The sequence below is a fragment of the Pseudomonas sp. ADAK7 genome, from assembly GCF_012935675.1.
GTDB lineage: Bacteria > Pseudomonadota > Gammaproteobacteria > Pseudomonadales > Pseudomonadaceae > Aquipseudomonas.
In genome coordinates this window covers 6,714,772-6,728,770 of sequence record NZ_CP052861.1, presented here as the reverse complement: position 1 = coordinate 6,728,770, position 13,999 = coordinate 6,714,772, and the positions used below count along the sequence as shown (strand labels likewise).

Annotated in this window: 9 protein-coding genes; 4 read left to right on the top strand and 5 right to left on the bottom strand. The window is 61.6% G+C overall.

Features of this window, described 5'->3' with window-relative positions:
- Positions 1-119: 119 nt before the first annotated feature.
- Positions 120-4,619 (bottom strand): hemagglutinin repeat-containing protein, encoded by a 4,500-nt coding sequence (locus HKK53_RS30760; protein ID WP_169374320.1) that lies wholly within the window; start codon positions 4,617-4,619, stop codon positions 120-122.
- Positions 4,620-4,711: 92 nt separating this feature from the next.
- Complete coding sequence (locus HKK53_RS30755; RefSeq protein ID WP_169373864.1) at positions 4,712-6,430, bottom strand: ShlB/FhaC/HecB family hemolysin secretion/activation protein; 1,719 nt, start codon at positions 6,428-6,430, stop codon at positions 4,712-4,714.
- Positions 6,431-6,667: 237 nt separating this feature from the next.
- On the opposite strand from HKK53_RS30755, the gene HKK53_RS30750 reads away from it, so the two are divergent.
- Together HKK53_RS30750 and HKK53_RS30745 are read left to right on the top strand one after the other, a co-directional pair.
- Positions 6,668-7,786 carry an HlyD family secretion protein gene (locus HKK53_RS30750; protein ID WP_169373863.1) on the top strand — a complete coding sequence of 373 codons (1,119 nt, stop codon included), beginning with the start codon at positions 6,668-6,670 and terminating at the stop codon, positions 7,784-7,786.
- Positions 7,783-9,372 carry a DHA2 family efflux MFS transporter permease subunit gene (locus tag HKK53_RS30745; protein ID WP_169373862.1) on the top strand — a complete coding sequence of 530 codons (1,590 nt, stop codon included), beginning with the start codon at positions 7,783-7,785 and terminating at the stop codon, positions 9,370-9,372. The genes HKK53_RS30750 and HKK53_RS30745 overlap by 4 nt, the downstream gene beginning before the upstream one ends.
- Here the strand turns inward: HKK53_RS30745 and HKK53_RS30740 are convergent, their stop codons facing one another.
- From HKK53_RS30740 to HKK53_RS30730, 3 genes are all read right to left on the bottom strand, one after another.
- Positions 9,373-9,813: a carboxymuconolactone decarboxylase family protein gene (locus HKK53_RS30740; RefSeq protein WP_169373861.1), complete on the bottom strand. Its 441-nt coding sequence runs from the start codon at positions 9,811-9,813 to the stop codon at positions 9,373-9,375. It lies immediately after the preceding gene.
- A gap of 92 nt (positions 9,814-9,905) precedes the next feature.
- Positions 9,906-11,348, bottom strand: coding sequence for a mechanosensitive ion channel family protein (locus HKK53_RS30735; protein ID WP_169373860.1), 1,443 nt, complete (start codon positions 11,346-11,348; stop codon positions 9,906-9,908).
- A 72-nt stretch (positions 11,349-11,420) separates the two neighbouring features.
- Positions 11,421-12,287 carry a pirin family protein gene (locus tag HKK53_RS30730; protein ID WP_169373859.1) on the bottom strand — a complete coding sequence of 289 codons (867 nt, stop codon included), beginning with the start codon at positions 12,285-12,287 and terminating at the stop codon, positions 11,421-11,423.
- A 205-nt stretch (positions 12,288-12,492) separates the two neighbouring features.
- Between HKK53_RS30730 and HKK53_RS30725 the strand changes: the two genes are divergently transcribed.
- The gene (locus tag HKK53_RS30725; RefSeq protein WP_169373858.1) at positions 12,493-13,032 is read left to right on the top strand and encodes a PaaI family thioesterase; all 540 of its coding nucleotides are present in this window, start codon (positions 12,493-12,495) and stop codon (positions 13,030-13,032) included.
- A 158-nt stretch (positions 13,033-13,190) separates the two neighbouring features.
- Positions 13,191-13,994, top strand: coding sequence for a 2,5-didehydrogluconate reductase DkgB (gene dkgB, locus HKK53_RS30720; RefSeq protein ID WP_169373857.1), 804 nt, complete (start codon positions 13,191-13,193; stop codon positions 13,992-13,994).
- The last annotated feature ends 5 nt before the right edge of the window (positions 13,995-13,999 follow it).

Sequence of the window (13,999 nt, the reverse complement as noted above, 5' to 3'; positions counted from 1 at the left end):
TCCCCACGCTCTGCGTGGGAATGCAGCCCGGGACGCTCCGCGTCCCAGAAGCGGACGCGGAGCGTCCATTGAGGCATTCCCACGCAGAGCGTGGGAACGATCAAGGGTGATATGGGTGCCTAGATGTTTTTCTCATCAATCCCGGCCTGCAGCGACTGGCTGTCGTAATGACCGCCGATTGTCACGGGACCGAGTTTGACGTTGTGTTCACCCACAAGCGAAACCTCGGGTGTGCTGCCCTCGGCTTTCGGTTTTTCAGGCAGATCGAGACCGGCCGTTACGCCGTAGTCGCGGTTGCTCAGGTCGGTGGAACGGACTTTCGAGCCGCCCAGATCGACCCGGCCTTCGGTCGAAGCAATCCGTGCGCCGGTCAGCTGCGTGGCGCCGCCGACGTTCAGGTTAACGCCTTGCGTGCCACTGATACCGGAAGCCTGACTGACACTGTCTTTATGCTCGTAACCGCCATCGATCTTCAGTGTTGGCTTGTAGTCAGTCCCGCCCTTGGCGACGTTTTCCTTCTCGGGAGGCGCGGCTTTCTTGCCGGTAAGGCCCAGGTCGATATTAACCTTGGCACTGGTCTGGCTGTCCTGACGACTTTCCACGCTCAAGTCACCGCCAACCGTGCCGCTGACCGTCGCCGCATCAATCCGCGCGCCGCTCAACTGCACATCCCCCGTGCTGTTCAACACCACGCTGTCAGCCTTGATCTGACTATTGTGCTGAGTGGTGCCTCGCAAGTAATCAACACCAACCTTGGCTCCGGCATTGAAGCCGTGATCACTCGTGGCGACGTTCTTTTCATCCACGACCGTCGGCGTGCTGTTGCTCAGGTTACCGCCGGCATTGAGCGCGACATTCCAGTTTGTGCGGTTCTGCGTGGACTGCGCCGGCTCCTGAGTGATCCCGCCCTTCTGCGCATCAAGGCTCACGCTCGGGGCGCTGACCTGGGTGCCTTGCAGATGGATCGCATCGCCGCTGAGGGCAATCTTGTCCTGGCTGTTGAGCTGGCCACCGGTCAAGGTCTGGGTGTTTTCGTTGACCCGACCGATATTGAAATTGGCACTCAGGTTGCCACCCTGATCAGCACTTTTCTCGGTAGTGGTTTTGCTGCCACCCACGTTCAGGCCACCGCCGAGGTTGCTGCCGGTAGCGGTGTGCGTGTCGGTCGCCGCTTGCAGGTCGAGTTTGCCGCCGGCCTTCAGGTCGATGCCGCCAATGGTGTCGACCTTCGTCCCTTGTAGGATCTGATCGCCGCCACTGCTCAACAGCACCGGGCCCTTGCCCTGAATGCTCGCTACCTGAGCCTGACTGTCCCGCGTCTGATTGCCAGTGTGATCAAGCTGGAAACCCGCCCCCAGATCGACATTGGTGCCGTTGGTACCCGGTGCCGTACCGACATTCAGCGAGCCGTTACCACGCAGGCTTGAGGTGTCGCTGTTCTGCCGGTCGTTGGCCTGGTTCAACGCCAGCTCACCGCCAGTCTTGATCGAAACACCGCCCTGCCCGCCATCGAAATGGCTGCCTTCGAACTGACCGTTCCCACGCAGGTTGATGTTCACCCCTTCGCTGCCGGCGTAGCGGCCGACCACGGCGGTGGCGTTGTCCTTGCGGGTCTGGCTGCTGCCGCCCGCGCCGCTGGCGGCGACGTTCACGTCCTCACCGGTCTTGGTGTAGACCCGCACATCAGCCTTGGCGTCCAGTGCCTGATCGCGGCTGCTGTGGGTGTTGCTTGCGGCGTTTGCCACCAGGGAGTCGGCGCCGATGTTGACCTTGCCCGCGCTCGCCTGGTACTGCGTGCCCTGGTCCTGCAACGTGCCGTCGACCTTCACGTCTACGGTGCCGCCCTTGTACTGACTGACCACGGCGTTGGTGTTCTGCTCGGTGTGGCTCGCCTCCTGATGCCCGATGGCGAGGTCGATGCCGAGATTTGGCTGCCCGAGATTGGCCAGTGAGTCCTTGTCCGGCACCTTGCCGTTCCACACGTCTTTGACCGCTCCGGCGATGGGCCGGGCGATGTCCTTGTACTCGACGTTCGCGCCAATGTCAGCGGACCAGTTGCTCTCTTGATGAGTGCTGCTGTCGGTGTTGCTCGCGGCCCGGTTGTCGACCTCGACCGCCGCGACATTCAGCCCTTTGCCGGCATCAACACGCGCGCCCTCGGTGGTGAGTTTGCCGGTGTTGATGTTGAGGTTGCCGCTGCTCTGTACACCGGTGGTTTGCGCCGTGGTTTTGCCGGTGGTGTCTTGCGAAGTGGTGTGGGCGAAATCGACGCCACTGCCCGCACGATCAAGGCCGCCGGTGTAGTAGAAGCCGCCGCCGGTGCTGGTTTTATCGGTCGAGGTGGTGTGGCTGTCCTGCTCGGCCAGCAGCGAGACGTTTTGGCCAGTCAGGGTCGCGTCACCATTAGTGGCTTTGACCTCGGCGCCTTTGAGCGTCAGGTCGCCGTCCGCCGCCAGTTGCACAGTGGCGCCGCTGAGGCTGGAGCCTTGCTGCTTCACATCGTTGCTGCTCACGGTTTGCTGTTTGTCTTCGTAATGCACCCCGGCGCGGTATTGGCCGGCGTCCGGGCCATTCTCCTTGGCGTAGGCGTCGAAGCCGCGGGTCTCGGTGGTCTTGCTGGTTTCGCGGGTGTTCTGGGTGGAATGCACCTTCACATCCCCCGCCGCTTCCGCGCTCAGGGTGCCGTCAGCCTTGACCGTGGCGCCGGCCACTTCGATGTCCTTGGCGCTCTTGAGCTTGAGGTTGCTGTCCGATGTCAGCTCGCTGCGCAGCGTGGTGCTGTCCTTGGCGTTCTGCCGGGATTCATCCTTGGTGATGCCGAAGAACTTGCTGTCCTTGTCGTGGCTGTTGGCGTGGGAGGTGTCCTGCACGCCATCGATGATCAACGAACCCTTGTCGCTGATCACACTGGCTTCGGTACCGCCGCGCACCTGGCTGCCGCTGATGCGCACGTCATCGGCCTTGACGATCAGTTTGCCGGCGGCGTTGACCTTGCTGCCCTGGTTCTGGGTCTTGCCCTGATCGGCATCGCCGGTCTTGCCGAAGAAACCGCCGCCCACCAGATCGCCGGAATAACGGTTGTCACTCTTGCGCTGGGTGCGGCTGGCGCTGGTGATGTCGACCTGTTTGCCGGCAAGGTTGATGTCGCCCTTGCTGGTCAACTCAGCGCCTTCGGAACGCAGCAACGCCGCCGAAGCCAGGGCAATATTACCGCCCTTCAACTGGCTGGTGATGCTGCGTTGTTCTTCGCTGCTGCTGTCCCAGTCGGCTTTCCACAGGTGTTTGCGGTGGTTGCCCTGGTCGGTTGTGGTGTGGCTTTCAGTGGCGGCGTTCAGGCGCAGATCGCCGCCGCTCTGGACGCTCAGTTTGTTCGCCGCGTCGATCTTGGCCGCCTTGAGTTCGGTGTCGCCACCGGACGACAACGCAGCATCACGACTGGCGAGAATCTGGCTGCCGTGCTGGCGCGAATCGCTATCGGTCTGGATCCGGTCGTAGGTTTCCCAGGTGATGCCGATGGTGCTGTTGTTCCAGTTTTCGCGGGTTTGCTGCAGCTTGCGGCTTTCGACGGTGCTCAAGGTCAGGTTGCGTTTGGCGTCGAGTTTGACGTCGCGGCCACTGACGTCGGTGGCGGCCAGGGTCAGGTCCTTGCCGCTGTGCAGAGCAACATCGCCCTGGCTGCTGCGCACGCCGGCACGCACCACATCGAGGCTGTCCGGAACCGCTTGGCCGCTGATGCTCAAGTCACCGGCGGAACGAATCTGCACGCCATCGCGGCCCGCCACTTGCACCGGGCCGACCCGCACACCCGCGCCTTCAGCGGTGCTGACAATGTTGATGCGTCCGGCCTGCATGGCGCCGAACAGGCTGGCGTCGATGCGTTGGTCTGCGGTGTTACCGGCCGGGTCCACGGTTTTCACCTGGCCGCTGGCGTAATCCACCTGATTGCGCCCGACCGTAAGGTTCAGTTGATCACGGGCCGCAAGACTGCCTTGGCTGTCGATGCGTGGCGCGATCAGGTTGATCGAGCCTTCGCGGTTTTGCAGGCCCGCGCCTTGAATCTGCAAATTGCCCGAGGCGTCGCGGGTGCTCAGGGCTTGCAACTTGCCGTCGTTCAATTCGGGACGACCGACCACCAGATTCGCGTTCGGCGTGTTGATGAAGCTGCCGCCATTCACCGAAATACCGTTGGGGTTGGCCAACACGTAATCGGCGGATTTGCCGAAGATTTCCTGGGCGCCGTTGAGGGTCGAGGCGTTGCGACTGATCACTTCGTTGAGGATCACGCTCGCGGCCTGGCCCTGGAGTTGCGGGTTGGCTGCCAGTTGCCCGGCGAGCTGGGATCGCCCGGCCTGCAAGGCGTTGTTCAACACCAGGCCCTGGCGGTCGACGTTGTAATCAAGAAACTGGTTGTGCGACAGGCCGGAACCATTGGGCGCAACAATATTGACGATGGGCACGCCACCCTGGGTTTGCAGTTGCGCGGTGCCACCGGGACCTGGCGCGACCACCACGCCACCCGCAAGGGCATTGGGCAAGTGGGCAATCAGGAACAGGCTGGCAATCGCCCAACGCAGTTTTCCCCGGGGGGAAAGATGAAACGCAAATGTCTGTGCAGGCATAAAAACCTCTCGATAAAAGTGCGGCATCACGTGGCGCGCCGAGTTGTTGGCCGTGGTTGTGGCGCTCAGGTCCGACGGCTGTTTTTCTGAATTCATAACGCCAGCCCTACGCGCATCAGCCAGGTCTCAGGCTCATGCTGCAAACCGCTGGGGGTGTTGAGGTTGCGTTGGTAATCGACGTCCACTTGCAGGTTTTTCCAGCTCAGGTTGACCCCGGCGCTGGCCCCGCTCAGGCGTTGGCCCTGGGCGCCGTGGTCAGCTTTGATCCAGCCGTTGTCGAGGCCCAGGCGCGGGGTGATCTGCGGTGGTAAACCGCTGCGTAGAGGCAGGCGCAAGGTGTTGCGCCAGATCGCGCCGCTGGCGCCCGAGGTACTGTTGACCCGGTAACCGCGCACCGCCGAATCGTCGGTGCCCAGCAGTTGTTCGATGGCCGGTAGCGGATCGGGGCTGTATTGCACGTTGAATTGGCTCTGCCATTGCCAGGCTTGCTGGCCGAACTGGCCGTTGCGCCATTGGCTCAGGCCAGCGCGGTACTTGCGAAATTGCGCCTTGGGCTGGTTGTTGACCTGGCGGTTGGCATCGTCATCGGCACCGAACCAGCGCAGGCCCTGGGCGACATTGACGTCGAGGTTCCATACCGCGCTGTTGAGCCAGAACAGGTTCAACCCGGCTTCGGCCACGGTCAGGGTCGGGCTCTGGATGCCGAGGCGCACGCTCTCCAGATAACTGTCGACGTCTTTGTGCGCCAGTTGCAGGTTGGCGCTGAGCTGATGACTTTGATCGCGCCAAAGCACCCGGTCGGCGCGCAGGCTGAGCTGGTCGGTGATGCCGGTGCTGTGGAACGTCACGCTGGGGAGTTTGAACGGCGCGCGGTATTCGGCGTGGCTGGCGAAGGCACTGAACGTCCAGTAGCCGTAAGGGATCGCGTAATAGAGGCTGGCGTTGCGGCTGTAGCGATCACCCTGGTTGAGGGTGTCGCTGGCGCTGAGGTTGAGTGAGTCGTTGAGCTGCAACGGGCTGTCGAGGCTCAGGCTCAGGGTGTCGCGATCACGTCCGGTGCTGGCGCTGCCGAGGTTGTCCGCACCCAGGCCCAAGGCCCAACGCGACTGGCCGCTGGTGCGCGAACGCAGGATGATCCGCGAGGCGCCGGGCTGGCTGCCGGGGGCGATGTCGGCGGTCAGGTCTATCGAGCGCAGGCGGTTCAACTGATCCAGGCCCTGCTCCAGATCGCGCAGGTTCAGCGGCTTGCCGAGCATGCCGGGGAAGGCGCCGCCGAGGGACACCGGCAGGCTCTGGTCGGCCAGCTCGACGGACTCGACGTAACCTTCATCGACCACGATATCCAGCGACTGCCCCGCCGCTGGTGCGCTGCTGAGATACGGACGGCTGGCGATGTAACCGGCGTCCACGTACAGCGCGGTGATGGTCGCCAGCAGATGATTGATCTGGCCGACGCCCATGCACGCCGAGAGTTGCGGCTTGATCTGTTCGTTGAGTTTTTTGCTGCTGATCAAAGTGACGCCGCCGATGCGCGTACCGCTCAAGGGCCAGCAGCGTTCATCCGGGGTCACTTGGGCGGACAGCGCTGGCGTGACTGGCGGCGCACTGAAGCTGCCGCGTTCCAATTGCCGGCGGCGTTGCTCCAGTTGCAGTTGTTGCAGATCGCGCTGTTGTTGCTGCTGCTGGCGCAACACTTCCTGGCCGGGGCTGGAGGGTTCCGCGGCGTACAGCGACGAAACAACCAGGCTCAACAGCAGCGCCGATAACAGCGTGCGACTACGACGAGGAATAGCGCAAAACGAATACGGCACTCAACATCCTTGCGATCATCAAATGGCTTAATGCCACTCCATCAATTTGCGTGATAGTCAGATCCATCCCACGCAAATGCAAGACGCGTCCTACAACGCTTACATTTCTTAAACAATTGATCAGCTTTTTGCCGCCGTCCTCTACCTGACGACTGGCAGCAAAAATAAATTGCCACAATATATTACCTGCGTCATATTACATCCGTAATAAAGACCCGCTTCCCACAGGTATTTCCCATGACCAGCATGCCCACCGTTGAACCCGACCTGGCTGTCCCGGTGACCACAAAGCCGCCCGTGCTCAAGCGTTTGCTGCTGATGACGGTGGCCGTTGCGGTGCTGGTCGGTGTCGGGCTGTACGGCGCGCACTGGTGGAGCGCCGGGCGTTTCCTTGAAGAAACCGACGATGCCTACATTGGCGGCGACGTCACGGTGATCGGGCCGAAAGTCGCGGGGTATATCGAAGAAGTGCTGGTCACCGACAACCAGAAGGTCAAGGCCGGCGATGTGTTGGTGCGCCTGGATTCACGCGACTACCGCGCCAACCTGGCCAAGGCCGAAGGCGCGGTGGCGGCTGAGGAAGCGCTGCTGGCCAACCTCGACGCCACCGAACAATTGCAACATGCGGTGATCGGTCAGGCGCGCGCCGGGATCGATGCCGCTGGTGCCGAAACCGCCCGTTCGCGGGATGACGATGCGCGCTACAAAAAACTGGTGAGCAGTAATGCGGTCTCGGTGGAAAGCGCGCAACGCGCCAACGCGACCTTCAAGACCGCTCAGGCGATCAGTGCCCGGGCTCAGGCGGAATTGCTGGCTTCGCAGCGTCAACTGGACGTGATCGAAACCCAGAAACAACAAGCCCGCGCCGCACTGATGCAAGCCAAGGCTGAGCGGGATCTGGCGCAGTTGAACGTCGGCTACACCGAACTCAAAGCGCCGGTGGATGGCGTGGTCGGCAATCGTCGGGCGCGGGTGGGCGCGTATGCCCAGGCCGGTTCGCAATTGCTGTCGGTGGTGCCATCGAGTGGACTGTGGGTCGATGCCAATTTCAAGGAAGACCAACTGGCGCGGATGACCTCGGGCCAACGGGTGATCATTCGTGCCGATGTGCTTTCCGGCCAGGTATTCCACGGTCATCTCGACAGCCTCGCCCCGGCCAGCGGCGCGCAGTTCAGCGTGTTACCACCGGAAAACGCCACCGGCAACTTCACCAAAATCGTGCAGCGGGTGCCGGTGCGGATCGTCCTTGATCCGGCTGATGGCGTGCTCGGTCACCTGCGTCCCGGCCTGTCGGTGACCGCTGAAGTCGACACCCGCGCCGAGGACAAAACCCCAGCCGTGGCCAGCGCACCATGAGCACCGTCGCCGCCCCCGCGCAGCCATTCAACCCCGCGAACATGGCGACGGCGACCAAAGTCTTCGCCTTCGCCAGCATGTGCATCGGCATGTTCATTGCGCTGCTGGACATCCAGATTGTTTCCGCTTCGTTGCGCGACATCGGCGGCGGACTCTCGGCTGGCACCGACGAAACCGCGTGGGTGCAGACCAGTTACCTGATCGCTGAAATCATCGTGATTCCGCTGTCGGGCTGGCTGTCCCGGGTGTTCTCCACCCGTTGGCTGTTCTGCGCTTCGGCGGTGGGTTTTACCCTGGCGAGCCTGCTCTGCGGCGCGGCCTGGAATATTCAGAGCATGATCGCCTTTCGCGCCCTGCAAGGTTTTCTCGGCGGTTCGATGATCCCGCTGGTGTTCACCACCGCGTTCTTTTTCTTCACCGGTAAACAACGGGTGATTGCCGCTGCGACCATTGGCGCGGTGGCTTCGCTGGCACCGACATTGGGCCCAGTGATTGGTGGTTGGATCACTGACATTTCTTCGTGGCACTGGTTGTTCTACATCAACCTGGTGCCGGGGATTTTCGTCGCCGTGGCCGTGCCGATGCTAGTGAAGATCGACCAGCCGGAATTGTCGCTGCTCAAGGGCGCCGACTACATCAGCATGGTGTTCATGGCGCTGTTTCTCGGCTGCCTGGAATACACCCTCGAAGAAGGACCGCGCTGGAACTGGTTCAGCGACAGCACGATTTTGACCACGGCGTGGATCAGCGGCCTCGCCGGCCTGGCCTTTATTGGCCGGACGCTGCACGTGGCCAATCCAATCGTCGATTTGCGCGCCCTGAAAGACCGCAACTTTGCCCTCGGCTGCTTCTTTTCGTTCGTCACCGGGATCGGACTGTTCGCCACGATTTACCTGACGCCGCTGTTTCTCGGTCGGGTGCGTGGCTACGGTGCGCTGGACATTGGCCTGGCGGTTTTCTCCACCGGGGTGTTCCAGATCATGGCGATTCCGCTCTACGCCTTTATGGCCAACCGCATCGATCTGCGCTGGATCATGATGACCGGCCTGGGGCTGTTCGCGTTATCGATGTGGGATTTCAGCCCGATTACCCATGACTGGGGGGGCAAAGAATTGATGCTGCCGCAAGCCCTGCGCGGGATTGCCCAGCAACTGGCGGTGCCGCCAGCGGTGACCTTGACCTTGGGCGGCCTGGCGCCGTCGCGGCTTAAACATGCTTCGGGGTTATTCAACCTGATGCGTAATCTGGGTGGCGCGATTGGCATTGCGGCCTGTGCAACCATCCTTAATGACCGCACCAACCTGCACTTCACGCGGCTGGCCGAGCATTTGAACAGCACCAACGAAGCACTCAACCAGTGGCTGTCCCAGGTCGGCAATAACTTCGCCGCCCTCGGCCAAAGCGGTGACGCCGGGGTCACCGCCAGCCTGCATCAGCTGTGGTTGCTGACGTATCGCGAAGCCCAGACACAAACCTATGGCGACGCGTTTCTGATGATCATGGTCTGCTTCATTATCGCCACGGCGATGGTGCCCTTGATGCGCAAGGTGCAACCACCGGCCGCGCCGTCAGCAGATGCTCATTGATCAGGCTTGAGGCATTTTGCGGAAACCAATCGCCAGGCGGTTCCAGGCGTTGATGGTGGTAATGGCTACGGTCAGGTCGACCATTTCCTTGGAGCTGAATTCGGAGACCGCCAGGTCATAGTCTTCGTCCGGGGCGTGGGTCTGGCTGATCAGGGTCAGGGATTCGGTCCAGGCCAGGGCCGCACGTTCACGGGGGGTGAAGAACGGCGTTTCGCGCCAGGCCGACAAGGTGGCCAGGCGACGCTCGTCTTCGCCGCCCTTGCGGGCATCGGCGCTGTGCATGTCGAGGCAGAAGGCGCAGCCGTTGATTTGCGAGGAGCGCAGCTTGACCAGTTCGATCAGGTTCTTTTCCAGCGGCAGTTTCGACACCGCGGTTTCCAGGGCGATCATCGCTTTGAGGGCGTCCGGGGAAGCGGTGTAGAAATCGATACGGGGTTTCATGGTGGGGCTCCGTCACAAGTGGGTGTGGCGCTAAGTTAATCCCGCCCGTGGTTTCGACAAATAGCCAATATTCGAGAAGACGAGGAGGCCATTCAGGCGCGACTTCTGAGCCACTGCAAAAACCCCTTCTTCGGCACCACCACCGGTTCGTCCTGGGTCAACGTCCGCGCCTTGTGCAAGCGGAAATCGAGCAAGGCTTTCATGGCATCGTTGATGTCGTGACGGGCATCCAGGCACGGTTTGAGGTAGGCCTTTTCGATGCGGTACAGGGCGCAGAAGGTCTTGGCGGTAAATGCAGCGGGCACCGAGGTATCGGACAGGATGCCAGCCTCGCCAATCACCTCGCCCGGCCCCATGCGCCCGGACTCGAACGGTGTGCCGTGACGTGTCAGGGTCACCGAAATCACCCCGGACTCAATGATGAACAAGTGATCGCTGACCTCCCCCGCCGCCAGTATCGTCTCGCCGGCGCGGAAGGTTTGCAGGGTCATGTTCTGGCTGAAGGTTTCTTTTTCTTCCTGGCGCAGGGTCGAGAAAATCGTCGAACTTTCCAGCAGCGCCCGTGGCCGGGAAAAACTGCTCGGCGCGAGGGGTTCCACGCTCGACAGCAGATTGATGCCGGAGGCCTGCAAGTGCCGGTACGCCAGGTCGAACAGCAGGTTGCGCACCGTGCGTTTCTGGTCCATCGAGGCGACAAACCCGCTGATTTCGTATTCCACGCCCGTGCTGCTGGAGCTTTTCAAGGCGACACTCGGTGCCGGGTGATCAAGCAGAAGACGGCAACCCTGCATCGCACGTTCGAGGGCTTCGACCACGGTGTTGGGTCGCGCGTGGGGGCTCAATTGCAGGCTGATGGACACGCCGAACATGTCGCTGGGCCGGCTGAAATTGATGATCTTGGCCTTGGCCGCCAGGGAGTTGGGAATCACCGCCAGGCTGCCCTGGGCGGTTTGCATGCGCGTGGCGCGCCAGTCGATGTCGGTGACCCGGCCTTCGGTGCCGTCGATGGAAATCCAGTCATCGATTTGATAAGGCTTGGTGGTGTTCAGAACGATGCCGGAGAACACGTCGCTGAGGGTACTTTGCAGCGCCAGGCCGACGATGATTGCCACCGCGCCGGAAGTGGCGAGCACGCCTTTGACCGGCAGGTCGAGCACGTAGGCCATGGCCGCGATGATCGCGATCAGGAAAATTACCGCGCCGAGCAAATCCTGGAGCAAACGCCCGGTGTGCCCGACCCGTTGCATCATCACCGCGCCGATCAGCACCGTCAGGGTGCGCGCGCCGAACAGCCACCAGCCGATCTGCAAACCGGTGGCGGCCAGGTGCAGCGGTACGTTGTCGACCCACGGTGCCGGCTCCATCGGGTTCAGGCCTTCGTTGAACAGCAGGACGCTGAACAACCCGAAAATCACCAGCCGCACGACCAGTTTCCAGTTGCTGCCATTGGTGCTGATCAAGCGCCACAGCCCCAGATCAATGAGGATCAGGGCCAGGGCGGCGAGCAGCGGGTGATTGGTGAGCAGTGACAGCATCAAGCAACTCCAGCGAGGGCCAATGGCGCGAAGATCTCACACATTGTAGGAGCTGGCGAAGCCTGCGGGTGGTTAACCTTTCATCCGCCCAAACCGCCCTGACTGGAAGTCGGCAAACGCCTGGTGGATTTCCTGCTCGGTGTTCATCACGAACGGACCGTGACCGACGATGGGTTCGTCGATCGGCTCGCCGCTGAGCAGCAACACCACTGCATCGCCATTGGCTTCGAGGGTGAGTTGAGCACCGTCGCGTTCGAACAGCGCCAACTTCCCTTCCCGCGCCAGTTCCAGGCCATTGACCTGCACCGTGCCGCGCAGCACCACCAGCGCGGTGTTGCGACCTTCGTGCAAATCCAGGGTCAGCAACTTGCCGGCGTTCAAGCGAATATCCCAGACATCAATTGGCGTGAAGGTGCGCGACGGCCCGGTATGGCCGTCGAACTCACCGGCGATCAGGCGCAGGCTGCCCGCGTTGTCCTTGAGCGCAATGTTCGGGATGTCGCGGTCGAGAATCGTCTGGTAACCGGCGTCGGCCATTTTGTCCTTGGCCGGCAGGTTGACCCACAGTTGCACCATTTCCAACTTGCCGCCGCGTCTGGCGAAATCTTCGGAATGGAACTCCTCGTGGAGGATCCCCGAGGCTGCCGTCATCCATTGCACGTCGCCAGGGCCGATGATGCCGCCACTGCCAGTGGAATCCCGGTGTTGCACTTCACCGTCGTAGACGATGGTCACGGTTTCGAAACCACGGTGCGGATGCTGGCCGACGCCACGCCGTTCGGTGGTCGGGGTGAATTCGGCGGGACCGGCGTGATCCAGCAGCAAAAACGGGCTGATGTGTTTGCCCAGGGTGTCATAGGAAAACAGCGTGCGAACCGGAAAACCGTCGCCGACCCAATGGGCCCGTGGACTGGTGTAGATACCGATGATGTTTTTCATCGTGCCTCCGAAAAAGGTGGGTGAAGCCATGAACCCAGCTTAAATCTGATAGCAATTCTGCACTAGACGGCAACAACCGGCCTCAGCGTTCCACCAGTAGAACAATGCACGGATTGATTCAAGCAATCGAGGGCTGGCAAGGTTTTTATTTCGGACATAATATCGACGCAGATTACAGCCGTAATATCCAACCAAGGACATGACCATGCAAAGCCCCACCCGCGACGCCACCCTCGCCCAATGGATCGCCCAGGAACAGACCATGCGCGCCCGTCTCGCCGGCCCTGGCAGTTTGTCCATGGCCGAAGTCAGCGCCCTTTCGCCAACGGAGTTTTTCGAGGGCATCGGCAACGGTGAACTGCCCTCACCACCGATTGGCACGCTGATGGATTTCATCCCGATCGAATGGTCAGCCGGGCTGTTCATCTTCCAGGGCACCCCGGATTCCCGGCACTACAACCCATTGGGCAGCGTGCACGGCGGCTATGCGGCGACCTTGCTGGATTCGTGCATGGGCTGTGCGATTCACACGCAATTGAAGAAAGGCCAGGGCTACACGACGCTGGATTTGCGCATCAGCTATGTGCGCGCGTTGACCGGTGCCAGCGGACCGGTGCGGGCCGAAGGCAAGATTGTGCATCTGGGGCGTTCGACGGCGTTGGCCGAGGGGCGGATTTATGACGTGGATGGGCGGTTGTATGCGACCGGGTCGACGACTTGCATGATTCTTGAGGCGCGGGGGTAAGGTTCCGGAACCACGGCCCGCGATGAGGCCAGAACAGTCACCCACAATTTCTCGATTCATGACTTTCAGTCAACATTGACTTGACCCACCTGCGGTTTTTCTCAAGGGCATCGGCGCGGATACTCGTGCCCATTCCCACTGCAACCCTGGAGTCATTGATGTCTATTCCCGCATTCGGTCTTGGTACGTTCCGCCTGCAAGGCCAGGTGGTCATCGATTCGGTGAGCACCGGCCTTGACCTGGGCTACCGGGTCGTCGACACCGCGCAAATCTACGAGAACGAAGCCGACGTCGGCCAGGCCATCGCCGCCAGCGGCATTCCCCGCGAAGAGCTGTTCATCACCAGCAAGATCTGGGTTGCCAACTTCGCCAAGGATCGCCTGATCGACAGCCTCAAAGAGAGCCTGAGCAAGTTGCAAACCGACTACCTCGACCTCACGCTGATCCACTGGCCATCCCCGGAAGACCAGGTGCCGGTGGAAGAATTCATGGGCGCCCTGCTCGAAGCCAAGAAACTGGGCCTGACGCGCCAGATCGGCGTCTCCAACTTCACCGTGGACCTGATGCAACAGGCCATCGTCGCGGTCGGTGCCGAGAACATCGCCACCAACCAGATCGAGCTGCACCCGTACCTGCAAAACCGCAAGGTCGTCGAATTCGCCCAGAGCCAAGGCATTCAGATCACCTCCTACATGACCCTGGCCTATGGCGAAGTGTTGAAGGACCCAGTGATCCAGCAGATTGCCGAGCGCCTGCAAGCGACACCGGCACAGGTCACCCTGGCCTGGGCCATGCAACTGGGTTACGCGGTGATCCCGTCGTCCACCAAACGCGCCAACCTGGAAAGTAACCTGCAGGCGTGCACCCTGACCTTGAGCGACGCCGACATGGCGCTGATCGCCGGCCTGGATCGCGGCCAGCGCTTGACCAGCCCCAAAGGCATCGCCCCACACTGGGATTGATCTTG

Coding starts and splice junctions, on each gene's coding strand:
- HKK53_RS30760 (WP_169374320.1), bottom strand. CDS start 4,619: ATGCCTGCACAGACATTTGCGTTTCATCTTTCCCCCCGGGGAAAACTG.
- HKK53_RS30750 (WP_169373863.1), top strand. CDS start 6,668: ATGACCAGCATGCCCACCGTTGAACCCGACCTGGCTGTCCCGGTGACC.
- HKK53_RS30745 (WP_169373862.1), top strand. CDS start 7,783: ATGAGCACCGTCGCCGCCCCCGCGCAGCCATTCAACCCCGCGAACATG.
- HKK53_RS30740 (WP_169373861.1), bottom strand. CDS start 9,813: ATGAAACCCCGTATCGATTTCTACACCGCTTCCCCGGACGCCCTCAAA.
- HKK53_RS30735 (WP_169373860.1), bottom strand. CDS start 11,348: ATGCTGTCACTGCTCACCAATCACCCGCTGCTCGCCGCCCTGGCCCTG.
- HKK53_RS30730 (WP_169373859.1), bottom strand. CDS start 12,287: ATGAAAAACATCATCGGTATCTACACCAGTCCACGGGCCCATTGGGTC.
- HKK53_RS30725 (WP_169373858.1), top strand. CDS start 12,493: ATGCAAAGCCCCACCCGCGACGCCACCCTCGCCCAATGGATCGCCCAG.
- dkgB (WP_169373857.1), top strand. CDS start 13,191: ATGTCTATTCCCGCATTCGGTCTTGGTACGTTCCGCCTGCAAGGCCAG.